Origin of the sequence: Rhizobium album (genome assembly GCF_003122325.1) — a bacterium.
In the GTDB taxonomy this organism is placed as follows: domain Bacteria; phylum Pseudomonadota; class Alphaproteobacteria; order Rhizobiales; family Rhizobiaceae; genus Metarhizobium; species Metarhizobium album.
In genome coordinates this window covers 1-24,564 of record NZ_QFBC01000004.1, presented here as the reverse complement: position 1 = coordinate 24,564, position 24,564 = coordinate 1, and the positions used below count along the sequence as shown (strand labels likewise).

28 protein-coding genes, 1 tRNA gene and 1 riboswitch are annotated in these 24,564 nt (G+C 61.4%); of the genes, 10 read left to right on the top strand and 19 right to left on the bottom strand.

Translation table 11 applies throughout. The annotated features are described in order from the left end of the window. Positions 1–41: 41 nt before the first annotated feature. The gene (locus tag DEM27_RS10755; protein ID WP_109458647.1) at positions 42–2,096 is read left to right on the top strand and encodes a bifunctional aldolase/short-chain dehydrogenase; all 2,055 of its coding nucleotides are present in this window, start codon (positions 42–44) and stop codon (positions 2,094–2,096) included. Between the two features lie 63 nt (positions 2,097–2,159). Here DEM27_RS10755 and pgi read toward each other — a convergent pair whose 3' ends face one another. Both pgi and DEM27_RS10745 read right to left on the bottom strand, forming a co-directional pair. Next, entirely contained in the window at positions 2,160–3,785 is a 1,626-nt protein-coding gene (pgi, locus tag DEM27_RS10750; protein WP_109458242.1) for a glucose-6-phosphate isomerase, read from the bottom strand. 165 nt (positions 3,786–3,950) lie between these two features. Further along, positions 3,951–5,648: a long-chain-fatty-acid--CoA ligase gene (locus tag DEM27_RS10745; RefSeq protein ID WP_109458241.1), complete on the bottom strand. Its 1,698-nt coding sequence runs from the start codon at positions 5,646–5,648 to the stop codon at positions 3,951–3,953. A 181-nt stretch (positions 5,649–5,829) separates the two neighbouring features. Between DEM27_RS10745 and DEM27_RS10740 the strand changes: the two genes are divergently transcribed. Both DEM27_RS10740 and DEM27_RS10735 read left to right on the top strand, forming a co-directional pair. Then, positions 5,830–6,222, top strand: a complete 393-nt coding sequence (locus DEM27_RS10740; protein WP_109458240.1) for a PRC-barrel domain-containing protein — start codon at positions 5,830–5,832, stop codon at positions 6,220–6,222. A 232-nt stretch (positions 6,223–6,454) separates the two neighbouring features. Next, a complete protein-coding gene (locus tag DEM27_RS10735; RefSeq protein ID WP_245445781.1) occupies positions 6,455–9,100 on the top strand; it encodes a bifunctional diguanylate cyclase/phosphodiesterase in 2,646 nt (881 codons plus the stop codon). 141 nt (positions 9,101–9,241) lie between these two features. Here DEM27_RS10735 and DEM27_RS10730 read toward each other — a convergent pair whose 3' ends face one another. Beyond that, on the bottom strand, positions 9,242–9,763 hold the full coding sequence (locus DEM27_RS10730) for a GcrA family cell cycle regulator (protein ID WP_109458645.1): 522 nt from the start codon (positions 9,761–9,763) through the stop codon (positions 9,242–9,244). Positions 9,764–9,988: 225 nt separating this feature from the next. Here DEM27_RS10730 and DEM27_RS33965 point away from each other — a divergent pair, with 225 nt between their 5' ends. From DEM27_RS33965 to DEM27_RS10715, 4 genes are all read left to right on the top strand, one after another. After that, on the top strand, positions 9,989–10,204 hold the full coding sequence (locus DEM27_RS33965; protein ID WP_165823395.1) for a hypothetical protein: 216 nt from the start codon (positions 9,989–9,991) through the stop codon (positions 10,202–10,204). Continuing rightward, positions 10,179–11,378, top strand: coding sequence for an aspartate aminotransferase family protein (locus DEM27_RS10725; RefSeq protein WP_109458239.1), 1,200 nt, complete (start codon positions 10,179–10,181; stop codon positions 11,376–11,378). The genes DEM27_RS33965 and DEM27_RS10725 overlap by 26 nt, the downstream gene beginning before the upstream one ends. A 21-nt stretch (positions 11,379–11,399) precedes the next feature. Continuing rightward, entirely contained in the window at positions 11,400–12,317 is a 918-nt protein-coding gene (gene argF, locus DEM27_RS10720) for an ornithine carbamoyltransferase (protein ID WP_109458238.1), read from the top strand. 219 nt (positions 12,318–12,536) lie between these two features. Then, entirely contained in the window at positions 12,537–13,520 is a 984-nt protein-coding gene (locus tag DEM27_RS10715) for an Hsp33 family molecular chaperone (protein ID WP_109458237.1), read from the top strand. A 120-nt stretch (positions 13,521–13,640) separates the two neighbouring features. Here DEM27_RS10715 and apaG read toward each other — a convergent pair whose 3' ends face one another. Continuing rightward, on the bottom strand, positions 13,641–14,033 hold the full coding sequence (gene apaG, locus DEM27_RS10710; protein ID WP_109458236.1) for a Co2+/Mg2+ efflux protein ApaG: 393 nt from the start codon (positions 14,031–14,033) through the stop codon (positions 13,641–13,643). A gap of 233 nt (positions 14,034–14,266) precedes the next feature. Beyond that, the gene (locus tag DEM27_RS10705; protein WP_109458235.1) at positions 14,267–15,451 is read right to left on the bottom strand and encodes an O-succinylhomoserine sulfhydrylase; all 1,185 of its coding nucleotides are present in this window, start codon (positions 15,449–15,451) and stop codon (positions 14,267–14,269) included. A 44-nt stretch (positions 15,452–15,495) separates the two neighbouring features. Continuing rightward, a riboswitch (SAM riboswitch) is annotated at positions 15,496–15,574 on the bottom strand. A gap of 73 nt (positions 15,575–15,647) precedes the next feature. On the opposite strand from DEM27_RS10705, the gene DEM27_RS10700 reads away from it, so the two are divergent. Further along, positions 15,648–16,745, top strand: a complete 1,098-nt coding sequence (locus tag DEM27_RS10700; RefSeq protein WP_109458234.1) for a 2'-deoxycytidine 5'-triphosphate deaminase — start codon at positions 15,648–15,650, stop codon at positions 16,743–16,745. A gap of 43 nt (positions 16,746–16,788) precedes the next feature. On the opposite strand, the gene DEM27_RS10695 is transcribed toward DEM27_RS10700, so the two are convergent. Next, positions 16,789–17,238 (bottom strand): hypothetical protein, encoded by a 450-nt coding sequence (locus DEM27_RS10695; RefSeq protein WP_109458233.1) that lies wholly within the window; start codon positions 17,236–17,238, stop codon positions 16,789–16,791. A gap of 135 nt (positions 17,239–17,373) precedes the next feature. Between DEM27_RS10695 and DEM27_RS10690 the strand changes: the two genes are divergently transcribed. Beyond that, positions 17,374–17,447 (top strand) — tRNA-Gly (locus tag DEM27_RS10690). Positions 17,448–17,483: 36 nt separating this feature from the next. On the opposite strand, the gene DEM27_RS10685 is transcribed toward DEM27_RS10690, so the two are convergent. From DEM27_RS10685 to DEM27_RS10625, 13 genes are all read right to left on the bottom strand, one after another. Continuing rightward, positions 17,484–18,542: a tyrosine-type recombinase/integrase gene (locus DEM27_RS10685; protein WP_109458232.1), complete on the bottom strand. Its 1,059-nt coding sequence runs from the start codon at positions 18,540–18,542 to the stop codon at positions 17,484–17,486. Then, the gene (locus DEM27_RS10680; RefSeq protein WP_109458231.1) at positions 18,529–18,735 is read right to left on the bottom strand and encodes a hypothetical protein; all 207 of its coding nucleotides are present in this window, start codon (positions 18,733–18,735) and stop codon (positions 18,529–18,531) included. Before DEM27_RS10680 ends, DEM27_RS10685 begins: the two co-directional genes overlap by 14 nt. 30 nt (positions 18,736–18,765) lie before the next feature. Continuing rightward, positions 18,766–19,644: a tyrosine-type recombinase/integrase gene (locus DEM27_RS10675; RefSeq protein WP_109458230.1), complete on the bottom strand. Its 879-nt coding sequence runs from the start codon at positions 19,642–19,644 to the stop codon at positions 18,766–18,768. Between the two features lie 132 nt (positions 19,645–19,776). Then, positions 19,777–20,205: a hypothetical protein gene (locus tag DEM27_RS10670; protein ID WP_109458229.1), complete on the bottom strand. Its 429-nt coding sequence runs from the start codon at positions 20,203–20,205 to the stop codon at positions 19,777–19,779. Beyond that, positions 20,202–20,471 carry a hypothetical protein gene (locus tag DEM27_RS10665; RefSeq protein ID WP_109458228.1) on the bottom strand — a complete coding sequence of 90 codons (270 nt, stop codon included), beginning with the start codon at positions 20,469–20,471 and terminating at the stop codon, positions 20,202–20,204. The genes DEM27_RS10670 and DEM27_RS10665 overlap by 4 nt, the downstream gene beginning before the upstream one ends. Continuing rightward, positions 20,461–20,769 (bottom strand): hypothetical protein, encoded by a 309-nt coding sequence (locus tag DEM27_RS10660; RefSeq protein ID WP_109458227.1) that lies wholly within the window; start codon positions 20,767–20,769, stop codon positions 20,461–20,463. The genes DEM27_RS10665 and DEM27_RS10660 overlap by 11 nt, the downstream gene beginning before the upstream one ends. Next, positions 20,766–21,962: a DNA cytosine methyltransferase gene (locus tag DEM27_RS34350; RefSeq protein ID WP_420028816.1), complete on the bottom strand. Its 1,197-nt coding sequence runs from the start codon at positions 21,960–21,962 to the stop codon at positions 20,766–20,768. The genes DEM27_RS10660 and DEM27_RS34350 overlap by 4 nt, the downstream gene beginning before the upstream one ends. A 50-nt stretch (positions 21,963–22,012) precedes the next feature. Further along, complete coding sequence (locus DEM27_RS33960; protein ID WP_165823394.1) at positions 22,013–22,225, bottom strand: hypothetical protein; 213 nt, start codon at positions 22,223–22,225, stop codon at positions 22,013–22,015. After that, entirely contained in the window at positions 22,218–22,505 is a 288-nt protein-coding gene (locus tag DEM27_RS33955; protein WP_165823393.1) for a hypothetical protein, read from the bottom strand. The genes DEM27_RS33960 and DEM27_RS33955 overlap by 8 nt, the downstream gene beginning before the upstream one ends. After that, complete coding sequence (locus tag DEM27_RS10640; RefSeq protein WP_109458225.1) at positions 22,502–23,284, bottom strand: DNA cytosine methyltransferase; 783 nt, start codon at positions 23,282–23,284, stop codon at positions 22,502–22,504. The genes DEM27_RS33955 and DEM27_RS10640 overlap by 4 nt, the downstream gene beginning before the upstream one ends. Continuing rightward, positions 23,281–23,517 (bottom strand): hypothetical protein, encoded by a 237-nt coding sequence (locus DEM27_RS10635; RefSeq protein WP_109458224.1) that lies wholly within the window; start codon positions 23,515–23,517, stop codon positions 23,281–23,283. Before DEM27_RS10635 ends, DEM27_RS10640 begins: the two co-directional genes overlap by 4 nt. Beyond that, positions 23,514–23,774: a hypothetical protein gene (locus tag DEM27_RS10630; RefSeq protein ID WP_109458223.1), complete on the bottom strand. Its 261-nt coding sequence runs from the start codon at positions 23,772–23,774 to the stop codon at positions 23,514–23,516. Before DEM27_RS10630 ends, DEM27_RS10635 begins: the two co-directional genes overlap by 4 nt. After that, positions 23,767–24,240 (bottom strand): hypothetical protein, encoded by a 474-nt coding sequence (locus DEM27_RS10625; protein WP_128755490.1) that lies wholly within the window; start codon positions 24,238–24,240, stop codon positions 23,767–23,769. The genes DEM27_RS10630 and DEM27_RS10625 overlap by 8 nt, the downstream gene beginning before the upstream one ends. Positions 24,241–24,338: 98 nt before the next feature. Between DEM27_RS10625 and DEM27_RS33950 the strand changes: the two genes are divergently transcribed. Beyond that, on the top strand, positions 24,339–24,512 hold the full coding sequence (locus DEM27_RS33950; RefSeq protein ID WP_165823392.1) for a hypothetical protein: 174 nt from the start codon (positions 24,339–24,341) through the stop codon (positions 24,510–24,512). The last annotated feature ends 52 nt before the right edge of the window (positions 24,513–24,564 follow it).

Below are 24,564 nucleotides of genomic sequence, written 5' to 3'. Positions count from 1 at the left end.
TCGGTCCGGGCCTTTCAAACTTCATGAGGGAGGAATTCGACGTGGAGAATCTCTGGAAAGACAGTGACGCGGAAGCCATGGTGGCGGCCTATGCCGAAAAGGGCATCAACCGCGATCTCGCCTTGCGCACCTATACGACCCGCCTGCTCGGCGGCGAGCCGCGCCTTGTGCTGCACGGCGGCGGCAATACCTCCGTCAAGACCACGGTCAAGGATCTCGTCGGCGACGAATGGGACGTGCTCTGCGTCAAGGGCAGCGGCTGGGATATGGGCATCATCGAGCCCGCCGGCCTGCCGGCCGTCAAGATCGACGCATTGCTGAAGGCCCGCAAGCTCGACAAGCTGACCGACGAGGACATGGTGACGCTGCAGCGCGCCAACCTCATCGACCCCGCCTCGCCGAACCCCTCGGTGGAAGCGCTGCTGCACGCCTTCATCCCGCACAAGTTCGTCGACCACACCCATTCGACCGGCGTTCTCGCGATTGCCGACCTCGCCGACAGCGACAAGCGCAGCCGCGAAGTGTTTGGCCCGAAGATGGGGTATGTGCCCTATGTCATGCCGGGCTTCGACCTCGCCAAGCTCGCCGCAGAGGTTTACGATCAGGATCCGACCGTCGAGGGTCTGATCCTCGACAAGCACGGCATCTTCACCTTCGGCGCCACCGCCAGGGAAGCCTACGACCGGATGATCCACTACGTCACGGTTGCCGAAGACTACGTCCGCGCCAACGGCAAGAACCCGTTCACGCCGGTCACCCTGCCGGCCAATCTGGCGAAGCCGAACGATATCGCTCCGATGCTGCGCGGCGCCGTCGCCGTGTCCAAGGGCGAGGGCCGTTATGACCACATGGTCAGCGAGTTCCGTACCTCCCCGGACATCCTCGCCTTCGTCAATGCGGCTGAGGTGGAAGATATGGCGCGCCGCGGCGTGTCGACGCCGGACCTTTCCATCCGCATTAAGACCGGCCCGATGGTTCTGCCGGCACCGGATGCCGGCAATCTCGCCGACTATAAAAAGGCGATCGCCGAGCGTACCGCCGGTTTCATCGAGGATTATACCAACTACTTCAAGGCCAATGACGGTCGCGGCGGCGTCAAGAAGATCATGCTCGATCCGATGCCGCGCCTGACACTGGTGCCCGGCCTCGGCCTGTTCGGCCACGGCCGCACGCTGAAGGACGCCAGGATCGCCGCCGACGTCGCCGAGACCTGGATCGAAACGGCCCGCGATGCCGAGTCGGTCGGGACCTTCGAGCCGGTCAGCAAGCCGGACCTGTTCGAGCTGGAATACTGGTCGCTGGAACAAGCCAAGCTTGCCGGCGCCAAGCCGAAGCCGTTTACCGGACAGGTCGCCGTCGTCACCGGCGGCGCCGGCGCCATCGGTGCGGCCGTCGCCAGGGCGTTCGCCCGTGAAGGCGCGCATGTCGTCGTGCTCGACCTCGACGGCGCCAAGGCGGCGGAATCGGCCAAGGCGGCCGGCAACCAGTCGATCGGCGTCGGTTGCGACGTCACCGATCCGGCCTCGGTCCGTGCCGCCTTCGACAAGGCGGTCGAAACCTATGGCGGCGTCGATATCGTCGTCTCCAATGCCGGCGCGGCCTGGGAAAGCCCGATCGCCACAATGGACGATGCTTTGCTGCGCAAGAGCTTCGAGCTCAACTTCTTCTCGCACCAGACGGTGGCGCAGAATGCCGTGCGCATCATGAAGGAGCAGGGCACCGGCGGTGTCCTCCTGTTCAACGCCTCGAAACAGGCGGTCAATCCGGGCGCCAAGTTCGGCGCCTACGGCCTGCCGAAGGCGGCAACGCTGTTCCTGTCGCGCCAGTATGCGCTGGAGCACGGCGCAGACCATATCCGCGTCAACGCCGTCAATGCCGACCGCATCCGCTCCGGCCTGCTGAACGACGAGATGATCGCCAACCGTGCCGCCGCCCGCGGTCTCTCGGTGAAGGATTATATGGGCGGCAACCTGCTCGGCCTGGAAGTGACGGCCGACGACGTGGCCCAGGCCTTCGTCCACCATGCGCTGGCCGAACGCACCACGGCCGATGTCACGACGGTCGATGGCGGCAACATTGCCGCGGCGATGCGGTAAACACAGAAAAGGGCGGGACCTTTCGGCCCCGCCCCATCATTCCAGATACCTGGTCGCGAAAGCTTATTTGGCAGCCTTCGCCAACGCCGCGACCAGTCCCTGCGTCGAGGAATCATGTCCTGCGGCGCTCTCCTTGCCCTCCACGACCGGCAGCAGCCCCGTCGCCAGTTCCTTGCCGAGCTCGACGCCCCACTGGTCGAAGGAGTTGATGCGGAACAGCACGCCTTCGACGAACACCCGGTGTTCGTAAAGCGCGATCAGCCGGCCGAGCGCGAACGGCGTCAGTTTGTCATAGACGAAAGTGATCGACGGGCGGTTGCCGGTGAAGACGCGGTGCGGCGCGATGAAATCAGCCTTTTTATCGTCCATGCCCTTGGAGGTCAGCTGCGCTTTCGCCTCTTCCAGCGTGCGGCCCCTCATCAACGCTTCCGATTGCGCCAGGCAATTGGCTATCAGAAGCTGGTGCTGGTGGCGCAGCTCCGGTTCGAAGCCGTTGGCGGCGATCATAAATTCCGCCGGGATGACGCTCGTGCCCTGGTGGATCAGCTGGTAGAAGGCATGCTGGCCGTTGGTGCCGGGCTCGCCCCAGACCACCGGGCCGGAATTGCCCTCGACCGGCGTGCCGTCGATGGTGACACCCTTGCCGTTCGATTCCATGTCGAGCTGCTGCAGGTAGGCCGGGAAGCGCGACAGGCGCTGGTCGTAGGGCAGGATCGCCCGCGTCGGGTAACCCAGCACGTTGCGATGGTAGAAGCCGATGAGGCCGAGCAGCAGCGGCAGGTTCTTCTCCGCCGGCGCAGTGCGGAAATGCGTGTCGATCGCATGCGCGCCGTCGAGGAAACGGCCGAAATCCTCCGGCCCGACGGCGATCATCAAGGGCAGGCCGATGGCCGACCAGATCGAGTAGCGGCCGCCGACCCAATCCCAGAAGCCGAAGATGCGGTCGCTGGCGATACCGAAGGCATCGACCTTGTCGAGCGCGGTGGAAACGGCGGCGAAATGATGTTTGACGGCGTCTTCGCCGAGCGCTGTCGCGATGAAGTTGCGCGCCGTCTGGGCGTTGGTCATCGTTTCGATGGTGGTGAAGGTCTTCGAGGCGATGATGAACAGCGTCGTTTCGGCCGCAAGCAGTTTTAGCGTGTCGGCGATATGGGCACCGTCGATGTTGGAGACGAAGTGCAGTCGCGGGCCGTCGTGGAAGGGGGCGAGCGCCAACGTCGCCATCACCGGGCCGAGGTCCGAGCCGCCGATGCCGATGTTGACGACATCGGTGATCGCCTTGCCGGTGGCGCCCTTCAGTTCGCCGGAACGGATGCCGTCGGCAAAGGCGCCCATGGCGGCCAGAACCTCGTTGACGTCGGGCATCACGTCCTTGCCGCCTACCAGCACCGGCGTGTTGCCGCGGTTGCGCAACGCGGTGTGCAGAACGGCGCGGTTCTCGGTAAAGTTGATCGCCTTGCCGGTAAACATCTCCTCGCGCTTTTCGGCGACGCCGCCCTTGTCGGCGAGTTCGAGCAGCAGGGCGAGGATCCTGTCGTTCACCGCCGTCTTCGAATAATCCATCAGAAGATCGTCCAGCGAGACGCTGAAGCGGGAAAACCGGTCGGCATCGGCTGCAAAGGCGGCACGAATATCGGTGGCGCTGGTTTCCGCGGCGGCTTTTTTCAATTGTTCGACGATCGCTTGCATGGTGATGGCTCCTTGGCGAGGTCCATGGAATGGTTGCGGAAACTAGTCGTATTCGCCGCGGCAAATCAAGTTCGGCCCTTTTCGAAACGTAAAAAAGCCGAAACGCAAAAGCAGCGCTTGCGGGCAAGTGTTAGCCCGGGGCGCTGACACGCGGATGACGGGCGGTTATCGCAGGTTCTTGCGCAGGATCTTGCCGACCGGCGATTTGGGCAGCTCGGTGCGGAATTCGACGACGCGCGGCCGCTTGTAGTTGGTCAGGTTGGCCGCGCAATGGGCCTTGACGTCGGCTTCCGTCAGCGCCTGATCCTTCCTGACGATGTAGAGCTTGACGGCCTCGCCGGAATGTTCGTCGGGAACGCCGATGGCCGCCACCTCCATCACGCCCGGCATCATCGCCACCACTTCCTCGATCTCGTTGGGATAGACGTTGAAGCCGGAAACAAGGATCATGTCCTTCTTCCGGTCGACGATCTTGGTATAGCCGTCCGGCGTCATGAAGCCCATGTCGCCGGAGCGGAAATAGCCGTCCGGGGTCATCACCTTGGCGGTTTCCTCCGGCTTCTGCCAGTAGCCGGCCATCACCTGCGGGCCGCGGATGCAGATCTCGCCCACTTCGCCGAGCGGCATGTCATGGCCGGCGTCGTCGCGGATGGCGATGTCGGTGGAGGGCAGCGGCAGGCCAATGGAGCCGGTGAATTCGCTGGAATCGAAACGGTTGGCGGTGGCGACCGGTGAGGTCTCGGACAGGCCGTATCCTTCCGTGATCGTCGTGCCGGTCCTTTCGAACCAGCGGTCGGCGACGGGACGCTGGACCGCCATGCCGCCGCCGAGCACGAGGATCATCGACGAGAAATCGATCTTCGAGAAATTCGGGCAGTTCATCATCGCGTTGAACAGCGTGTTGAGGCCCGGAAAGATGTGGAACTTGTATTTGCGCATCTCGGAGACGAAGGCCGGAATGTCGCGCGGATTGGCGATCAGCACGTTGTGCCCGCCGACCGAAAGCCCCATCAGCGAGTTCACCGTCAAGGCGAAGATGTGATAGAGCGGCAGGGCGCAGACGAAACGCAGGATTTCCGGCTGCGGCGTCTTGCGGAAAGCCGCCCGCAGCCAGAGAATGATCTGGTCCTTGTTGGAAAGCAGGTTGGCGTGCGTCAGCACCGCTCCCTTCGAAACGCCGGTCGTGCCGCCGGTATATTGCAGGAAGGCGATATCGTTTCCGGCGAGCGTCACCGGCTTCAGGGGCAGCTTTTCGCCGGCGCGCATCACATCGGGGAACCTGTGGTGGCCGTCGATCGACCAGGCCGGCACCAGTTTCTTGACCTTGCGGACGATGAAGTTGACCAGCGTCCCCTTGAGGCCGAGCATGTCGCCCATGCTGGTGACGACCACATGTTTCACGCCGGTGCGCGGCAGGACCTGTTCCACCGTGTGGGCGAAGTTTTCAAGCACGAAGATCGCCTTGGCGCCGGCGTCTTTCAACTGGTACTCCAGTTCCCGCGGCGTATAGAGCGGGTTGACATTGACGACCACCAGACCCGCCCGCAGGATGCCGTAGACGGCGACGGGGTTCTGCAGGATGTTGGGCATCATGACGGCGACGCGGTCGCCCTTCTCCAGCCCGGTTGACTGCAGCCATGCGGCGATCCTTTCGGTATATGTCCCCAGGTCGCGGAACGTCAGGTCCTTGCCCATGCTGGTGAAGGCGATCCGCGCGGCGTAAAGCTTGCAGTTCTTTTCCAGGAGATCGGCAAGCGAGGTTTCCTTCGGCGGCACGATCTCCGGCGGTATCATGCTAGGGTAGGAAGCAAGCCACGGTTTTTCCATCGCAAAGACGGTCCCTGGGCTGGAAATCTCGCTCATGCTGCCTCGCTCCCTGTCATGCCTGTGCCCATGGTTCGGAAAGTCCTCCCTTTCCGAAGTCAGCTTAGGCGATTGCCGCCAAGGTGCAAGTCCCGCGGATTTGAGCCGGGGCAGGAACCTTCTGCGTGTGGACACGTTAAACCCTTGTCGAATAACACATGATGAACGAAGGAGGTGTGCCATGCTGCACGAAAATCCGCCGCTGCACCAGGATCCGACCATTCGCGAAACCCGTTCGCTGATCGCCAGCGACAAGGTGGAGGGAACGGCCGTCTACGGCGCCGACGGCAAGCATATCGGTGCCATCGAGCGCGTCATTCTCGAAAAGCGCGGCGGCAAGGTCGCGTATGCCGTCCTGAGCTTCGGCGGCTTCCTCGGATTTGGTGACGACTATTACCCGCTGCCATGGGAAAAACTCACCTATGACGAAAGCCTGAACGGCTACCGTGTCGACCTGACGCGGGAGCAGATCGAGAACGCCCCGCGCTTCCGCGATGAAAACGACGACAGCTGGTATGGCGAGAAGGATCGCCGCATCTACGATTATTACGGCGTGCCGCCTTACTGGATGTAACCTGTCCGACCGCTGTGAAATTCGTGGCCCCGCTATCAGCGGGGCCTTTGCGCGTTTATGGGGCTGCAACCGTCGATATTTCTGACGATCCGGCGATGATGGGCGGAATTTTAAGGTTTCCTTGGAATAGATGGCAATGCACAGCTAACGGATCAACGGTATGGCGGCAATGGAGAGGCGAGCGAAGGGCTCTTTCGGGACGGCGTTGAGGCAGGCGTCGAACTGGCCTTATATGCCGGCCCTGATCGTTCTTGTCATGGTCGTGCTATGTGCCTGGTTCGCCGATGGCCAGAAGCGGCATATTGCCGATGAAAACCTCCGCGCCTCCGTGACCGAGCAGCTCAGCCTGATCCGCGCCCGCCTCGAAGGCAAGATCAACGGCAACGTCCAGCTCGTCCAGGGTCTGGTCGCGATGATGGAAATGGAACCGTCGATCGACCAGAGCGGTTTTGCGCAACTGGTGGAACGCCTGCTGCGCAACGACACGCAGATCCGCCACATTGCCGCGGCTCCGGATCTCGTCATCCGGATGATCTATCCGCTCAAGGGCAATGAAAAGCTCATCGATTTCGATTACAGGCTCAATCTCGCCCAGAGCGGGCCGGCGTTGCAGGTTCGCGATTCCGGCGAACTCATGGTCACCGGGCCGGTGAAGCTGGTGCAGGGCGGCAGAGCCCTGATTGCGCGGTATCCCGTCTTCGTCGATACGCCGCTGCATGAGCACAAGTTCTGGGGATTGGTCTCCGCCGTCATCGACCTCGACCGGCTCTTGCGGGATGCCGGGCTTCTCGCACAGGATCTGCCGATCGAGATCGCTCTCGCCAGCAATGACGCGGCGGGTCAGTACGGCACGCCATTTTTCGGGGATGCCCGGACATTTCAGGATATGCCGGTGGATATGACCGTGCAGCTCGGCCGGGAAACATGGCGGATCGCGGCTGTTCCCAAAGGTGGCTGGCACCCGTTGCCGCCGGATATCTGGACGTTTCGATTGCTGACCGCCCTTGTCGGCATCGTCGTGATGGCGCCGATGATCTGGGGCGGGCGGTTGATGAGCGAGCGCCAGCGCAACATCGTCGTCCTGCAGCAGCGCAAGGACGAACTCAAGGAAATTTCGCAGCGCCTGGAGATCGCCATCGACGCCTCGAAGATCGGCATCTGGGAGATCGATATCGAGACCGGCCGCCTCCTGTGGGACGAGCGAATGCATCAGATCTACGATCTGCCGCAGGATCAGGCGAAAGGCGACAAGAGCGATTGGGAAAATGCCCTGCATCCCGACGATAGGAAGAGGGCACTGGGGGAGTTTTCCCAGACCTCGGACGGGAAGGGCTACGAGGATAAATTTCGCCTGCTGCTGAAGAACGGCGAGATCCGCCATGTCCGCGCGATCGGCGTGAGTTACGTCAACAGCCTCGGAGACCAGAAGATCATCGGCGTGAATTGGGATGTCACCGAGGATGTCCTGCTTCAACAGGAATTGCGTGAGGCGAAGCGCCGGGCCGAGCAGCACAATGCCGAGCTTGAACAGGCCCGCCGGCAGATGGAATACAATTCCCTGCACGACGCTTTGACCCATCTTCCGAACCGCCGGTTCCTCGACCAGCTCCTGGCGGAAAAGGCAGCCAATGTGGCGCTGCGATCGCCGCTGACCATCCTGCACATCGATCTCGACCGCTTCAAGGAAATCAACGACACGCTCGGCCATGCGGCCGGCGACGAAATCCTCAAGCATGTCGCCGGGCTTTTGACGCACCATCTGCCGCCCCGCGATTTCGTGGCCCGCATCGGCGGCGACGAATTTGTCGTCGTCTCCGAAATGCCGGCCGAAAACGGTTATTACGAAACCCTCTCCAAGCAGATCATCGAGGCGTTCAGCACGCCGATCATCTTCGAGGGTCACGAATGCCGCGCCGGCGCCAGCATCGGCATCGCCTCGGAAGGCGATGGCAGCGAACGGCTGGAGCAGCTTCTGATCGATGCCGACATCGCGCTATACGAGGCCAAGCGCAAGGGCCGCAATCGCAGCGAGTTCTTCACCGATACGCTGCGATCCTCGGTCATCCATACCAAGCAGACCGCCGACGAAATCCTCCGGGGCCTTGAGGCGAACGAATTCATTGCCTATTTCCAGCCGCAGTTCGACGCCCATACGCTGGAGATCAGCGGCGTCGAGGCGTTGGTGCGCTGGGACCATCCGGGCAAGGGCATCATGCCGCCCTTCTCCTTCCTGAAGATCGCCGAGAGCCTCAACGTCGTTTCCAGGCTCGACGAGATCGTCCTTGAACATGCGCTCCGGCACTTCCAGCAATGGGCGAAAAGCGGCCTCGACATCCCGAAGGTGTCGGTCAACATCTCCGCCCAGCGCCTGCATGACCAGAATCTCTTCAACCGCTTGTCCAGCCTCGGCATCCGGCCGGGCTCGGTCTGTTTCGAGCTTCTGGAATCCATTTCCTTCGATGAGCACGACGAGCTGCTGATCGGCAATATCCAGAAGCTGAAGGCGCTCGGCATCGACATCGAGATCGACGATTTCGGCACCGGCCATGCCTCGATCATCAGCCTGCTGAAGCTGACGCCGCGCCGCCTGAAGATCGACCGGCAGCTGATCCGCCCCATCCTGCAATCGTCGACGGGGCGCCAGCTCGTCGAGTCGATCATCGATATCGGTCAGGCGTGCGGCATCGAAATCGTCGCCGAGGGGGTGGAAAGCATGGCCCACGCGGCGTTGCTGCGCGATCTCGGCTGCCACCACCTGCAGGGCTATGCCTTCGCACGGCCGATGAGCGGAGCGGATTTCCTCGATTTCGCCCGCCAGAGAAACTGGCTGACGGAATGGGAAAGCAGCCAGCCTGACCGCCTGAGGCTGCCGGCCTGACGAGGACGCGGATGGCCGCGGCCTTCACCATGCTTGCAACCGAAACCGACCGGGCCGCGGATACACATGCCGCAACAAAAACGCGCAGAAAGCGTCCCTCCTGCGCGCAACATCCGTGATATGCGATTTATGCGTGTCTGTTCAGCGTGCCTTGCGGCGTTCGGCGACCGGCTGGTAGGCGAGGCGTTGATGATAGGTGCAGTAAGGCGAGCTATCCGGGGATTCACCGCCGCAGAAGTGAAAGTCGTCCTTGAGCGGGTCGCCGACCGGCCACTTGCAAGTGCGCTCCGTCAGTTCCGTCAGGCCCAGGCGGCGGGAGATCGGAACGACGACATTGCTCTTGGCAACGTAGCGGGTTTCCTCGACGCCCTCGACTTCCATTTCCTCGTGGATCATCGTCGCGCCGGCGGGGCGGGCAACGGTACGGGTGGCAACACGCGGCGTGAAGCTCGGTGCACGCGGTGCGGTGGGCGTTCTTTTCGGAGTGCGGGCGCTCGCCGGAGCGCTGCCGGCCTTTGCGCGGCCGGGCAGGTTGAGCCGGTGGACCTTGCCGATGACGGCGTTGCGGCTGACGCCGCCGAGCTGTGCGGCGATCTGGCTCGCGCTCAGCCCTTCGGACCACAGCTTTTTTAGTTTCTCGACACGCTCGTCTGTCCAGTTCATGCTTCTCTCCGCCGTCGCGTTCATATTGATGGCAGAATCCATCCTCGTGCCCCGGATCATCTCCGGAGCAGAACGCTTCAATACTTTTGGTGACTAGTTCCGCCGCATGCAGTCTAGTAATTGAACTTTAACCTAGTGTGAGGCTGACTCCGTGACAAGAGTCGCCGGAATCATCCGGAATCGATTTCGCGGTTTTCCCCAACTTGCTCGACGAGCGAGTCAATTTTGCAACGGTTGCGGCACCGCTTCAAGGTTGCAACCGCCATCGTCTTCCGCATGCCGTCAGGCCGCAGTTTGGTTGACATCGCGCCGGTAAATAGAGATAGTGCAGCGCCGCCGAAAGGCGGCATTTTTGATTTTAAGATCCTGGTGGATCGCAAGACCGTCCATGCTCTTCCGAAGGAGTGCATCGCTTATGGCACAGGCCACGCCGCTTTTTGAGACCTACAACCGCATTCCGTTGCGTTTCGAGCGCGGCGAGGGGGTGTGGCTGATCACCGAGGACGGCGAGCGTTATCTCGATTTTGCGGCGGGTATCGCGGTCAACGCGCTCGGCCACTCCCACCCGCATCTCGTCGAGACCCTGAAGACGCAGGGCGAAAAGCTCTGGCATCTCTCCAATCTCTACGAGAGCCCCGGCCAGGAGCAGCTTGCCGAGCGGCTGACGGCCAACACCTTCGCCGACAAGGTGTTCTTCACCAATTCCGGCGCCGAAGCGTTGGAATGCGCCATCAAGACGGCGCGGCGGTATCAATTTGCCAAGGGTCATCCCGAGCGGTTCCACATCATCACCTTCGAAGGCGCCTTCCACGGCCGCACGCTCGCCACCATCGCTGCCGGCGGCCAGGCGAAATATCTCGAGGGTTTCGGCCCCAAGGCGCCGGGCTTCGATCAGGTGCCGTTCGGTGACCTTGACGCCGTCAAGGCGGCGATCACCGAAGCGACCGCCGGCATCCTGATCGAGCCGGTACAAGGCGAGGGCGGCATCCGCTCGGCCAGCCCCGAGTTCCTGCGCGCGCTGCGCGGCCTGTGCTACGAGCACGGCCTTCTCCTGATTTTCGACGAAGTCCAGTGCGGCGTCGGCCGCACCGGCAAGCTCTTCGCCTATGAATGGCCGGGCATCGCCCCCGACATTATGGCCGTCGCCAAGGGCATCGGCGGCGGTTTTCCGCTCGGCGCCTGCCTCGCGACGGCCGAGGCTGCCTCCGGCATGATTGCCGGCACCCACGGCACCACCTATGGCGGCAATCCGCTGGCCATGGCGATCGGCAACGCCGTTCTCGACGTGGTGCTGGAAGAGGGTTTCCTCCAGCATGTCGGTGATGTCGCCCTCGTCTTCCGCCAGGGCCTCGCCTCGCTCAAGGACCGCTTCCCCGATATCATCGAGGATGTCCGTGGCGAAGGCCTGATGCTCGGCGTCAAGGCGCGCGTTCCCTCGGGCGAATTGCTGATGGCGATGCGCGACCAGCATATCCTCGGCGTTCTCGCAGGCGACAACGTCATCCGCCTGCTGCCGCCGCTGACGACGACGGCGGAGGAGGCCCGCGAGGGACTGGCGCGCATCGAGCGCGCCGCCGGCAAACTGCAGCAGGAAAACCTCAAGAAATCCGCTTGATACTGGATACAGGACGATAAAATGGCAGCTCCGAAGCATTTCCTCGATCTCTCGGCCATGACGGCAAACGATCTGCGCAGCATCCTCGACGACGCGCGCGTACGAAAAGCCGCCGTGAAAGCCGGAACCGCGGACAAGCCGCTTCAGGGCAAGATGCTGGCGATGATCTTCGAAAAACCGTCGACCCGCACCCGCGTCTCCTTCGACGTCGGCATGCGCCAGCTCGGCGGCGAGACGATCTTCCTGTCCGGCACGGAAATGCAGCTCGGCCGCGCCGAGACGATCGGCGACACGGCGAAGGTCCTGTCGCGTTACGTCGATGCCATCATGATCCGCACGACGGATCACAACCGGCTGATCGAGCTTGCCGAGCATGCCACCGTGCCCGTGATCAACGGCCTGACGGACGAGACGCACCCCTGCCAGATCATGGCCGACATCATGACCTTCGAGGAGCATCGCGGCCCGGTCGCCGGCAAGACCATCGCCTGGACCGGCGACGGCAACAACGTGCTGCATTCCTTTGTCGAGGGTGCTGCCCGCTTCGGTTACCGCATGAACATGGCGGTGCCGATGGGTTCGGAGCCGAACGACCGCATCCTCAACTGGGCGCGCGACAATGGTGGCGACATCATGCTCTGCCATGACGCCGACCGCGCCGTCGAAAATGCCGATTGTGTCGTGACAGACACCTGGATTTCCATGAACCTGGAACACAAGGCGCGCGGACACAACGTCTTCCAGCCCTTCCAGGTCAATCCCGCGCTGATGAAGAAGGCCAATCCGCAAGCGCTGTTCATGCATTGCCTGCCCGCCCATCGCGGCGAGGAGGTGACGGACGAAGTGATCGACGGGCCGCAGTCGGTGGTCTTCGACGAGGCCGAAAACCGCCTGCACGCGCAGAAATCCGTCCTCGCATGGTGCCTGGGCGCGCTGTAAGGCGCGCTTTGCGCCTGTTGTCGATTTTCTGACGCCGGCGCTTGACCGCACGGCCGAGCGATACCACTTAGGGCCTTGTCGGCGAACACGGGTTCGCCGACAAGGTTCCCTCTCTTTGTTTCACGCAATTCCGGACGGAAAACCGCTCCGCGTTTCTCCTGGAATTGCTCCAGCGGACTTCATCCGGCGGTCATGGCCGCCGTGTAAGGAGTATTCATCATGGCAGTATCTGCACCCGAGCTGGGCGAATTCGGTTTCGCCGGAGACGACCGCGTCGTGCCCTTCCAGGTGGAAGGCCTCGACGTGCGCGGCCGTGCGGTCCAGCTTGGCCCCATCCTCGACACCATTCTCACCCGCCACGATTATCCGCTGCCGGTTGCCAAGCTGCTTGCCGAAACCATCGTGCTGACGGTGCTGATCGGCACGTCGCTGAAATTCGAGGGCAAATTCACGGTGCAGACCAAGGGTGACGGGCCGGTGGACCTGCTCGTCGTCGATTTCCGCACGCCCGAGAGCGTGCGTGCCTACGCCCGTTTCGACGAGGCGGCGCTGCAGGAGGCGGTTTCCGCCGGACGCACCGAGCCGCAGCAGCTGCTCGGCACCGGCATCCTCGCCTTCACCATTGATCAGGGCGGTTTCACGCAGCCCTACCAGGGCATCGTGCCGCTGGACGGTTCCAGTCTCGAAGAGATCGCCGGCGTCTACTTCCGCCAGTCGGAGCAGATCCCGACGCGGGTGCGCCTCGGCGTCGCCGAGCTGTACGAGCGGGATGCCGACGGCAAGTCGCGTCATCACTGGCGTGCCGGCGGGCTGATCGCGCAGTTCCTGCCGCAGGCGCCGGAGCGCATGCGCCAGCCCGACCTGCATGGCGGCGACGGCGACACGGCGCAGAGCGACGTGATCGACGACCTGTGGTCCGAAGCGCTGATGCTGGTGGAAACCATCGACGCCTACGAACTGACCGACCCGCAGGTCGGCAGCGAGCGGCTGCTCTATCGCCTGTTCCACGAACGCGGGGTGCGTGTCCACGAGCCGCAGGCCGTGCATGATCGTTGCAGCTGTTCGCGTGACCGCATCAAGGACGTGCTCCAGGGCCTCTCTGCCGAAGAGATCGAAGGCAGCATCGAGGACGGACGGATTTCCGTTTCCTGCGAGTTCTGCTCGACCACCTACCACTACGCGCCGGCGGAATTTTCCGAGTAAGGGTTGCGCCGAGGCGGCTCCGATCGGCCAATCGTCCGGATTGGCCGATCCCACCTGCCAGCTCCATGCTGGTCGTGGAATGCGCCTCAGGCGACACGCGCGTAGCTGGGGGTGCGCCCGTCAGTTCAAGGTCCGGGTGAGGCCGGGGGAATCCAGCGAGAAGGCGGGGATGGTGACGTCGAAGAGTTCGCCGTCGTCGGTTTCCATCTGGTAGCGGCCGAACATCATGCCTGATGGCGTGTCGAGCGGGCAGCCGGAGGAATATTCGTAGGTATCGCCGGGTTCCAGGCGCGGCTGCTCTCCGACCACGCCGGGGCCGCTGACCTCATCGACCTGGCCGTTCTGGTCGGTAATGTGCCAGTAGCGGTTCAAAAGCCGCACGCTGTCCTTCGAATGATTGGAAATGACGATGCGGTACGCCCAGACATAACGATGGTCGTCCGGATCGGATTGCTCCTCCAGATAGAATGGTTCGACCACCACCTCTATGTCCCTTGTCAGGGCGCGATACATGCCCACACCTTTACTCAATACCGATCTTCGATGCTTTGCCGCCACGGCGTGCGCCTACGAAATGGTTTTACGCCATTCTCGTATTGTTTTGAACCACATCGGCACCATTATGGCCGGTAAAGGTTAATATTGGTTGATATTTCAACGTGCCGGCAGATACACCGCCGACAGCGATGCGCCGGCCGATGCACCGGCAGGACGCCGGCGCACGCAGGTGCCGTCCCGGTCGTGGTTCAGGCGGAGACGCGCGACAGCGCCTGCTCGAAATCGGCGAGCAGGTCGTCGGTATCCTCGATGCCGGCAGACAGCCGGACGGTGCCGTCGGAAATGCCGAGTTCGGCGCGCGCCTCGTCCGTCAGGTTCTTGTGCGTCGTCGTTGCCGGATGGGTGATCAGGCTCTTGGCGTCGCCGAGATTGTTGGAAATCTTCACCACCTGCAGGGCGTTCTGCAACTGGAAGGCTGCTTGCTTGCCACCCTTCAGCTCGATCGCCACCAGCGTCGAGCCGCCGCTCATCTGCTTGGCGATGATATCGGCTTGCGGATGGTCCTTGCGGCCGGGATAGATGACCTTGGCGATTTCCTTGCGGTTTGCCAGGAAATCGGCGATCCGGGCTGCACTTTCCGTCTGCTGCTTGACGCGCAGCGGCAGGGTTTCCAGGCCCTTCAGCAGCGTCCAGGCGTTGAACGGCGACATGGCCGGCCCGGTGTGGCGGAAATAGTCGTGCAGGTTTTCGTCGATCCACTGCTTGTCGGCGAGCACGATGCCGCCGAGGCAGCGGCCCTGGCCGTCGATATGCTTGGTGGCGGAATAAACCACCACATGTGCGCCGAGCTCCAGCGGCTTCTGGAACAGCGGCGTGGCGAAGACGTTGTCGACCACCAGCTTGGCGCCGATCTGGTCGGCGAGCCTGGCGACGCCGGCAATGTCGACGACTTCGAGCGTCGGGTTGGTCGGGCTTTCCAGGAAAAACACCTTGGTGTTCGGCCGGATCGCCTTTTCCCAGTTGGCGAGGTCGCGGCCATCCACCAGCGTGCATTCGATGCCGTATTTCGGCGCCAGCGTGTCGACCACCCAGCGGCAGGAGCCGAACAGGGCGCGGGCGGCAACGATGTGATCGCCGGCCTTTACCTGGCAGAGAATGGCGGAGGAAACGGCGGCCATGCCGGAGGCTGTCGCGCGCGCATCTTCGGCGCCTTCCAGCGCGCACATGCGTTTCTCGAACATGTCGTTCGTCGGGCTGCCATAACGGGCGTAGATGAAGCCGTCCGTCTCGCCCTTGAAGCGGGCTTCCGCAGCTTCCGCGGTGTCGTAGACGAAGCCTTGCGTCAGGAAGATCGCTTCCGATGTCTCACCGTGCTGGGAGCGCTGCGTACCGCCGTGGACGAGTTGTGTTGCCGGGCGCCATTTGTTGCTCATGCCGTCATCACTTTCCAAAACAAAAAAACCGGTCGCGAAAGCGAACCGGTTTCTACCCGGTCCTTTTAGCCACTTGTTTAACGTGGCTGCAAGCCGACCGGCCAAATCACCACGGGATAAAGCCCTGAATACTGCCGATCCCGGCTTGCGTCAATTCCTTGAGTTTGATTTTGTCGGCGCCAAAAGGAAAGAGGCAATGACGAGACAGACAGGCATTCTGGCGGATGGCGCCATCCGGGCGCTTTTTGCAGCCGGCCGGCTGAAGAGCGAGGCAGCGCTCGATATCGACCAGGTGCAGCCGGCAAGCCTCGATCTGCGGCTGGGCTCGAAAGCCTACCGCGTTCGCGCCAGCTTCATGCCGGGTCCGGGCCATCTCGTCGCCGACAAGCTTGCGCGGCTGAAGCTGCATGAAATCGACCTTGCCGACGGTGCCGTGCTCGAAACCGGCTGCGTCTACATCGTGCCGCTGATGGAGAGCCTCGACCTGCCGGCGGAGATGTCCGCCTCGGCCAATCCGAAAAGCTCGACCGGCCGCCTGGATATCTTCACCCGGGTGATGACCGACCGGGCGCAGGAATTCGACAAGATCCCGGCCGGCTACAACGGCCCGCTCTACCTCGAAATCTCGCCGCGCACCTTCCCGATCGTCGTCCGACGCGGCTCGCGCCTGTCGCAGATCCGCTTCCGCATCGGCCACGCGCTGCTGAACGATGCGGATCTGCTCTCCTTGCACGACGACGAAACCCTGGTTGCCAGCGAGGCGCCGAACGTGTCCAATGGTGGTATCGCCGTGTCGATCGACCTCGAGGGCACCGGCCCGGACGGGTTGATCGGCTATCGCGGCAAGCATCACACCGCGGTCATCGACGTCGACGTCAAGGCGGCGCACGACGTCCTGGATTTCTGGGAACCGCTCTACAGCCGTGGCCGCGCTGAACTGATCCTCGATCCGGATGAATTCTACATTCTCGTGTCGCGCGAGGCCGTGCATGTGCCGCCGCTCTATGCCGCGGAAATGACACCCTACGATACGCTGGTCGGCGAATTCCGCGTCCACTATGCCGGTTTCTTCGATCCGGGGTTCGGCCACGCCGATGCCGGCGGCGCCGGCGCGAAGGCGGTGCTGGAAGTGCGCAGCCACGAGGTGCCCTTCATTCTCGAACACGCCCAGATCGTCGGCCGCCTCGTCTATGAACATATGCTGGATCGCCCGCAGGGGCTCTACGGTACGGGGCTGGGTTCCAACTACCAGGCGCAGGGGCTGAAACTGTCCAAGCACTTCCGCCTGCCATAGGCGTGTTGCGGGCAGCAGGGTTGCATCACAAATTGTCCGTCCCTCAGGCCGGCTGAACGCCGCTTTTCCCAGTGCGCTTGCTGAAATGATAGAAGGCCAACCCGCCGATACCGCCGCTTGCGATGCGAAAGAGCGCTTCCGCGTTGTTCGGGCTGAAGGTCGATGAAATCGGCAATCCGGGCTCCATCGCCAGGAAAAATCCGACGGCCATGCCGGCGATGAGCGAGTAGCCAAGCCGGACCGGTTCGTGGCGACCAAGAAGCACTTCGCCAATGACGATGGCAATGAGAGCCGGCACGGATGCCGCAAACACAATCGCCGCCGTCATCACCGCGGAGAAATAGGGCACTGCGAGCATCAGGTCGGCAAGGCTCATGGCTCCATTCGAGATGTCGCGGGTCGCGCGCATGATCGTCAGGGCGATGGCGGCAATGAAGGCCGCCCAGAGATAACCGACGATGCAGGACCCCAGGCGTTGCAGCAGGATACGCATCGATTTCTCCTCAAATCCTTGTCTATGAGGAGATCTCACCACGAATGCGGGCACCGGTCTGTTCCCGGAGAAACATCTGGGCTTTTTGCCCCGCGCTTGACAGCCTTCCGGAACTGTTGGAAAAGTGCCCCTGTCGCGGGTGTAGCTCAATGGTAGAGCAGCAGCTTCCCAAGCTGAATACGAGGGTTCGATTCCCTTCACCCGCTCCAGCATGGATTACAATGACTTACGATGGGTTTCCGCCCTTATTTTTTTGGCGGTTTTACAGGCAGTTTTACAATGTCTGTTCCCGATCTGGCCTCATTCAGCTGTCGGATTACCTCGCGCGTAGCCGCGCCACGACTCACATAGCGCCGTATAATTTTCTCAACCTGATCTTCTTCCCAAGCCATGATCTCGGCGATAACGCGGATCGAAAGACCTGCGGTGTAAAATTTCGTGGCAGCCGTTCCGCGAAGATCGTGGAAGTGCAGATCGCGGTCTTGCAGCTCCGCCTTGACCTTCGCCGTCCAGAACGAACTGGCGAGGCCGTCCTGCGTCCACGGCTTTTTGTGGCTGCTTGTGAGGATGACTGGGGAAACCTTGGGTATGCGGGCAAGCAGTTCATTTAATGCGTCGTAGCGAGGTATGGCGGCCTCGCGCCGATGTTTACTCTTTCCGGTCGAGATGACGATCAAGTCTTCGCGGAGATGCGACCAGGACAATCTGACCAAATCGCCGACGCGCAGACCGGTGTGCGCTGCCAAGTCTACGGCAAGAGCGATTTCCGGGGAGCAGACCGTTTTCAGCTGAGCGATGTCATCTTCCGTCCAGATGATTTCGGCGCGAGATGCTGTGTACAGGTGCTTAATGCCCTCGCAAGGATTGGACGGCAATTTCCCCATGGGATCGACAGCGTGGGCCAAGATGCGAGAAAGCACTTGCATGCCAGTATCTGCGGATCGCGGCGTGCCGCTGTATTTGCCGCGCCATTGGCGGATCAAGGGCCTGATCTTTTCCGTCTTAGCGAACTGCTTGATGCTGAGATCTCCGAAGTGATCTTCGATCCTGTCGACCCATGGAGACCAGACACGTTTCGTTGACGCTGAGAGCTTGGTGTAGGCCGTCGCCTTGTAGTTGACGATGACTGACTTGAACCGGCTTTCGTCGGGAGCGTTACGTCCGGTGACGGCCTCGTTATAGGAAGCCATAAACTCCGGGGTGCCCGGCTCGCCCTTAAGCGACGGGCCGCCGCGCCAGGCATAATAATACACGCGGCCCTTAGCTTTTACGGTGTGGATGCCCTTCAATTCAACGGTAACCATTTTTCGCCTTGAACGCTTCAAGCTCGCGATCAAGATCGGATTCTTCCGTGTCGTCAAGTGGCGGCGTTGCAGCCGGAGGCGTAACGCCGTAACGCCTGCCTTCAAACTCCACCCAAACAGTGACGCCTCGATCGTTGGCAACGTCGGCCATCCTGTTGAGTTCGGACTTTTTGATCATAGTGCTTGCGGTCATAGGTAATCTCCGCCGAACGGAAGGATTGGCTCAAAGCGCGTTCTGAAAGTCAAACATGCTGTGGCGAGCGGCAACAGCGCGGCCGGCGTCGTGCGGGTTGACGTAGGTACCAAGAAAAATCGAAATGCTCCGCCAGCCGCCGGCATCCATGGTCGATTTTATGTCCATGCCCATGGCAAGCGTGTTTGTCGCATAGGCGTGCCGCCCGCACGTATGACTCGGCTTGTAGGTGATCTCCGCCCGCTCGCAGACGGCCCTGATCCTATCGTTGACGGAGTGGCGGTTACGATACCCAAAAACCCGGTCATCCTCACCGGCGCCCACTCGCATCTCGCTGAGGCGCGATACAAGCTGCTCGCTCATATGTCGGATTGAATTGCGCTCGGTTTTGGTCTTGAGCAGCAGGGCCGTCCGGCGGGCCAGGTCAACCTCGCTCCAGCAAAGTGCAATTGCCTCGGAGACGCGGGCTCCGGTCTTCGACATGAAGAGCACCAGAGCGGCAAGGTGCGGCAGTCCGTCTTTGTCGCATTGCCGCAAGAAGGTCATGATCCACGCAGGAGAGGCCGGATCTTTCCTCTTCGGCCGCTCCATTTTGAAAGCTTTTATCCGACCGACCGGGCCCCATCCACGTTCATGGCCGTGGTTGCAGACTGCGCGAATCGGCGTGACGACGCACCGATTTTTCGTGGCATTGGACGCCTCTGGCTTGAGCTGATTGGCGAGTTGCTGGACATCAAAGGAAAAGATGCGTGATAGCATCTTGTCACCGATATGCGGCAAGACCTCATCCAGATACTTGGCCTCGCCGCCGTGCTCGATATAGCTGGCGGCCGCCTCGGCGAAAGACTTGATTTCGTATTCGGCTTGAGTAGTTGCGGCCTCAAATGCCGGCATGAAATTCATGTTCATTGCTTCTTCGGCCTCAAAACTACAAGGGTGGCACCAAGCAACCGGCCTACGTGATAGGGCCAGAGAAACGAATACCAGAGGCGTCCGGTGCAGTTGTAGACCCCGAACCAAATTGCGGTATAGATGTACGCCTCAAGCATCGTCTCCTCCTGCCTGGCTCAGCGGCCGCCATCTATCGGGCGCAGCAAAGGAGTGGTGAGTTACAGTGCTGATACCGGTTCCCCGCTCGACCCACTCGTCCTCGTATCCCTTGTGAGGGATTCGCATGCAGACGTTTTCACCCTTTTCGGTGCTCAGCTTGGTGCGTATCCAGACGTGTTCCGGCGCTGTCGAGATCGGGCGCCAGTAGCCCGGTAGGGCCTCTTTGTCGGCAATCTGCTGCTTCGCCAGCGCGAGGCGGCGATAGGACATGATGACGTTTTCATAAGACGACACCCAGGCTTCGCGCTCGGTGGTGCCTTTGGCCTGCATCTCTTCAAGCGCCTTCTCGGCGAGGGCGCGGATCTCTTCCTGGGAAGGGAATGCCGACGCCGTCACATTGTTCTTGGGTGTGTCGGTCATGGCTGCACCTTGACGGTCTTGAGCTTAAAGAAGTCGTCGGCTGCAACCGTCGCGCAACCGAGCGAGTGAGCAAGGTGGGTGATGCTGTCCGCCGAAGATTTTCCAGAATGGACCGTGTAGAGGTGGCAAGCTGCCGTCATCAGCATCATCACGGCGTCGGCCGGATCGGTGCCCGCGCTCTGGCAAATGGCCTTGGCTGCCGCCTCGATCGCCAGAACGCGGCCTTGCGGATCTTTCGGCGGCTTGCCTTTGATCTCAACCTGCATCGGAGCCCTCCGTGGTGGCGGAGAGGACGGCGCGGCCTGCCTTGGTCAACGTCGTGGTGCTGGTATCCCAGTCGCTGTTGTGAGTTGTATGCAGCCAGCCCTTGTCATTGCAGCGGTTGAAAGTGTCATCCTGGACGTTGTGAATTTCGTCACTGCAGAACCAGTTGATCCAGCTTCCCTTGCCTTCGCTGCTGTCGGTCTGGCCGCCCATGGCGTCGATGATCCGTAGCAGGGTGATTTCCTTCTGCTCATTCGTCAGATCGGCCGGCGCCACGTTATCCTTGGGGGATGTGGTCATGCTGCGATCCTTCCATATACTTCAGCCAGCGCCCGTTCCGTCCGAAGGATCGCGCGGCCTATTGCTTCGGGGATTTGCGGGACGACGGCGTCGCCGAACGCTTCGACGATGAGGGAAGCTGCAGAAGTCCCTTTTGGACCGCCGACTGCAATGCGCGTGCCAGCCACCCAGGAGGAAAGCCCATCATCCAGTTGTAGGTGATCGGCAAGGTCATCGAGGGACCAATCAGATTTCCAGATTGGAGCATCGACGCGATCTGGCGGGCATACTGCCATTTGTCCGAGGCTCGATCCGTCATCGCCCCGTCGAGCACCGCGTCCATCGTCGGCGATTTCCGCTTGTCGTAGGCCGGCGACCATGCGTCCATCCGCTTGTCCCGCTTGGTCGGCGTCGGCAAGGTCTCGTATTTCGCCGCACCGTCCATCAGGGCGTCCAGTTTCGGCGATCGACGACGGGAATAAGCCTCTGACCACGGCTCCATCTTCCGGTCGTTTTTGACTGGCGTAGGTAGCTTCGTCGTCTCCGCTAATATTTTCCGAAACGGATACGTCGAACCGGCCCCACCGCCCTTGCCGTCCTTCATCCCGTCCGAAGCCATAGGGGTCGGAAGCATCCGAAAGGCATGCTTCAGCATATTCGGCGTATCGATCTGAGCTTTCGCGCCGTTCGCCCGCTTGCCGCTCTCGATAGCTTCCACGGTCAGCGAGCGGCCACCATTTGGTTTCACGGGTGTCGGCAATTTGTCCGACGTCGCAGCCGACAAGCCAGCATCGGGGCCGCTCGTGATTGGCCCCGATGTCTCCAGCACGTACCACGAACGACCAGCAGGAGTAGCCGAGTGCTTCCAGCGCAGCGAGGACGGCGTCAGCGCCCCGAGTTCGGAGATTAGAGCTGTTTTCAAGAGCGAACCAACGAGGGCGGCATTCTCCGATGATGCGGATTGCTTCGAAGTAGAGGCCGCTGCGCTCGCCTTCGACGCCTTTTCCTTTGGTGTTGGCGGAACTGATGTCTTGGCACGGCGGCGAGCCGACGATGACGTCGGGTAGTCGATGACCATCCCGAACAAGTCGATCTGCGGAAAGGGTTCTGACGTCATCGTAAACCGGTACTCCCGGGTTGTTCTGGGAATAGAGCGCCCGGCGCCAATCGACGAACTCGCAGGCGGCGATCGTGGTAAAGCCGGCCCGGTGCATTCCGAGCGACCAGCCGCCGGCCGCAGCGCTGAATAGGTCGAGGACGCGGATCATTCGTCCGCTCCCATATTATCCTTGGGCGGCTCAGCCAATTCGAACGCGGCGGCCGGATAGATCTGGACCGGTCCATTTGGTTTGTCGAGTTGGACGCAAATGCCGTCCGGGTTGTCCTCGGTGTCATAAAAGCCGCGCACGTAGCCTTCCCACCAAGAGCCTTTGGTCTTGCGGACGTAATCGTCCTTCTGGAATTTGCGATCAGCCACGGTCGGAGCCCTCCGTGGTGGCGAGGCAGGACAGGATGCGGGCCTCATAGTCTGCTTGTGCCGCTGCCTTAGCTTCGGCCTCGCTATGAAACCGCCCCGACGCATGCGGAGCCGCATCAACGACTTGCCACAGCCAATTGCCAAGGCCGTCGTTCAGTGGATCGGAGTAGGGCCAAACCATCCACTTTGCGCCAAGCGCCGTTGCTGTCCGATCTTCACGCCACTTGAGAGGCTTCACCCGCAAATTGTTCTTGGGGGAGGGTGTTTCAGGGTTCGTCATGCTGCGATCTCCATGTATGAGCCGATCACTTCCGCGCCGACTTGCGGGATGATGGCATTCCCGTATCCGCGCAGCTTGCCCATTCCTTCGGATAGCCCATCAGCCAGGAGCTTAACTCCGGGTGGCAGTAGACGCCGGGTATTGTCGGCGCCTTCCACTGGGAGCGCGGAAGCCCAAAAAGAACCGCAGCGTCTGTCAGCGTCGTGCCGCCATGGAAGATTGCCCCCGGCTTTCTGCTGCTTGTTCTGTTGCGAGACCCCGTGGCATCCTGCGCCGTCGGCGCTGGCCACCCAATAAAGCCGTTCCCTCTGCTGGGGCGAACCCGCGAAGAAACCCGGAAGGCAGGCAACCCCGCAGGCATATTGATCGCCTTCCAAGTCAGCTCGAACGGCTGACATCCACATGAGGCCAATCTTTTGAGCAACCTGTTCTCCAAAGACAACTGGAGGGCGGCGCTTGGAGATGAGGCCGAAAAAAGCGGGCCACAGATGTCGTTCGTCGAGATAGCCTTTTTGCTTGCCGGCGCTTGAAAGCGGCTGACAAGGGCAGGAGCCAGTCCACACTGGTCGATCGTCGGGCCATCCGGCGAGGCGGGCGGCGTATGACCACCCGCCAATACCGGCGAAGAAGTGGCATTGTGTGTATCCGATGAGGTCGTCCGGTTGGACATCCACGATGCTCCTTTCGTCGACGTCGCCAGGCGCGATATGGCCGGCGGCAATAAGGTTGCGGAGCCACTGCGCAGCGTAGGGGTCGATCTCGTTGTAATATGCCGTCATCGGTCGGTGCCCTCCGTAGTGGCGCGAAGCTGGTCACCGTTGAAGATGTGGAGCATGCCGCGATAGGCTTCGCCGGTTGCCTCGACGACAAACCGTTCCTGACCCGACAGCGTATGGAAGGTCGAAACGACAGTGCCGGGGAAGGGGTATCCGAGCACCTTGACGACGGGCGTGCCGACCGGCAGACGCGGGATATCGACGCCTTCCACATTATCCTTGGGTATGTCGGTCATGGCTTATCCTCCGCCGACCACAGTTCTCGGACGTATTCAAAAAATCCAAGGATGGTCGCCAGTAAAAAACACGTAATTGCCGCCACCAGAACGGTCGACATGACCAGAATGGTGACAATGCCGAGTAGTAGGGACGAGATGGGGAAAGTGATTACATAAGTGCGCCGCATCGACACGGGCCAGCGGCGCGGCGTAATAGCGCGGTCGAACAAATCGAGCGTCTTCTCAATAAATTTCTGGACACGCGGGTTAACCATCGGAGCCCTCCGTAGTGGCGGAGAGGACGCGGATAGCATCCGCCGTTAATTCGCAGGCGTCGGACGCCAAGAGCAAGGCATCATGCATGCGAGCCGAGGAGGCGGCGGCGGCCTGTTTTTCGAAATCGGCAGCGTGTTCGTCGGCAATCTTCGCCGCGCGCTCGATGCCTTCGGCGAACCCGGATACACGGGCCTGATCGCCCTGTGCTTTCCACTCGATGTCCGTCATTTGAGGTTTAGCGAGCGCGCAGCAGAATGCGGCAATCTGTTCAAACTGGCTGTGAGACATCCATACCGATTTGTATGGATCGGCTTCTCTTTCGTCGCCGGCGAAAACGGCAACGATGCTGTCTTTTATCGTCAGATAAACCGGCGTGTATTCGCCCGGACCCGAATGCGTAATCTTGACCTCTTCAACGGCCGTCATTTTATCCTTGGGAGCTTGGTGTTGATTTTCATCGCTCATCGAAAATTCCTCTTGCAATCCGGAAATAAATGTCCTAGATTTAGGACATGAACGGAAGGGAATTGTCCCGCCGATCTGGGCAAGGAGGCCCGAATATCATGACCAACAATCAGATCCGCGCTCGCATCCTCGAAACCGCCGACAAGGTCGTCATCAAGCGTAACGGCGAAGTCCATGCCTACGGCGTTATGCCGAACAGCAATGTGACCGGCTGGTATCTGGTCGGCTTCCGTGACGAGCTGGCCCGTGAATTCGAAGGTGAAGCCGCATGACCGCAAAACTTCTGAAAGATGCCGGCGAGGCCCTTTATGGGCCTCAATGGCA

Bases quoted from the DNA above. Each gene is read 5' to 3' on its own strand.
- pgi (WP_109458242.1), bottom strand. From the start codon at position 3,785: ATGCAAGCGATCGTCGAACAATTGAAAAAAGCCGCCGCGGAAACCAGC.
- DEM27_RS10745 (WP_109458241.1), bottom strand. From the start codon at position 5,648: ATGAGCGAGATTTCCAGCCCAGGGACCGTCTTTGCGATGGAAAAACCG.
- DEM27_RS10740 (WP_109458240.1), top strand. From the start codon at position 5,830: ATGCTGCACGAAAATCCGCCGCTGCACCAGGATCCGACCATTCGCGAA.
- DEM27_RS10735 (WP_245445781.1), top strand. From the start codon at position 6,455: ATGCCGGCCCTGATCGTTCTTGTCATGGTCGTGCTATGTGCCTGGTTC.
- DEM27_RS10730 (WP_109458645.1), bottom strand. From the start codon at position 9,763: ATGAACTGGACAGACGAGCGTGTCGAGAAACTAAAAAAGCTGTGGTCC.
- DEM27_RS10725 (WP_109458239.1), top strand. From the start codon at position 10,179: ATGGCACAGGCCACGCCGCTTTTTGAGACCTACAACCGCATTCCGTTG.
- argF (WP_109458238.1), top strand. From the start codon at position 11,400: ATGGCAGCTCCGAAGCATTTCCTCGATCTCTCGGCCATGACGGCAAAC.
- DEM27_RS10715 (WP_109458237.1), top strand. From the start codon at position 12,537: ATGGCAGTATCTGCACCCGAGCTGGGCGAATTCGGTTTCGCCGGAGAC.
- apaG (WP_109458236.1), bottom strand. From the start codon at position 14,033: ATGTATCGCGCCCTGACAAGGGACATAGAGGTGGTGGTCGAACCATTC.
- DEM27_RS10705 (WP_109458235.1), bottom strand. From the start codon at position 15,451: ATGAGCAACAAATGGCGCCCGGCAACACAACTCGTCCACGGCGGTACG.
- DEM27_RS10700 (WP_109458234.1), top strand. From the start codon at position 15,648: ATGACGAGACAGACAGGCATTCTGGCGGATGGCGCCATCCGGGCGCTT.
- DEM27_RS10695 (WP_109458233.1), bottom strand. From the start codon at position 17,238: ATGCGTATCCTGCTGCAACGCCTGGGGTCCTGCATCGTCGGTTATCTC.
- DEM27_RS10685 (WP_109458232.1), bottom strand. From the start codon at position 18,542: ATGGTTACCGTTGAATTGAAGGGCATCCACACCGTAAAAGCTAAGGGC.
- DEM27_RS10680 (WP_109458231.1), bottom strand. From the start codon at position 18,735: ATGACCGCAAGCACTATGATCAAAAAGTCCGAACTCAACAGGATGGCC.
- DEM27_RS10675 (WP_109458230.1), bottom strand. From the start codon at position 19,644: ATGAACATGAATTTCATGCCGGCATTTGAGGCCGCAACTACTCAAGCC.
- DEM27_RS10670 (WP_109458229.1), bottom strand. From the start codon at position 20,205: ATGACCGACACACCCAAGAACAATGTGACGGCGTCGGCATTCCCTTCC.
- DEM27_RS10665 (WP_109458228.1), bottom strand. From the start codon at position 20,471: ATGCAGGTTGAGATCAAAGGCAAGCCGCCGAAAGATCCGCAAGGCCGC.
- DEM27_RS10660 (WP_109458227.1), bottom strand. From the start codon at position 20,769: ATGACCACATCCCCCAAGGATAACGTGGCGCCGGCCGATCTGACGAAT.
- DEM27_RS34350 (WP_420028816.1), bottom strand. From the start codon at position 21,962: ATGCACCGGGCCGGCTTTACCACGATCGCCGCCTGCGAGTTCGTCGAT.
- DEM27_RS33955 (WP_165823393.1), bottom strand. From the start codon at position 22,505: ATGACGAACCCTGAAACACCCTCCCCCAAGAACAATTTGCGGGTGAAG.
- DEM27_RS10640 (WP_109458225.1), bottom strand. From the start codon at position 23,284: ATGACGGCATATTACAACGAGATCGACCCCTACGCTGCGCAGTGGCTC.
- DEM27_RS10635 (WP_109458224.1), bottom strand. From the start codon at position 23,517: ATGACCGACATACCCAAGGATAATGTGGAAGGCGTCGATATCCCGCGT.
- DEM27_RS10630 (WP_109458223.1), bottom strand. From the start codon at position 23,774: ATGGTTAACCCGCGTGTCCAGAAATTTATTGAGAAGACGCTCGATTTG.
- DEM27_RS10625 (WP_128755490.1), bottom strand. From the start codon at position 24,240: ATGAGCGATGAAAATCAACACCAAGCTCCCAAGGATAAAATGACGGCC.
- DEM27_RS33950 (WP_165823392.1), top strand. From the start codon at position 24,339: ATGACCAACAATCAGATCCGCGCTCGCATCCTCGAAACCGCCGACAAG.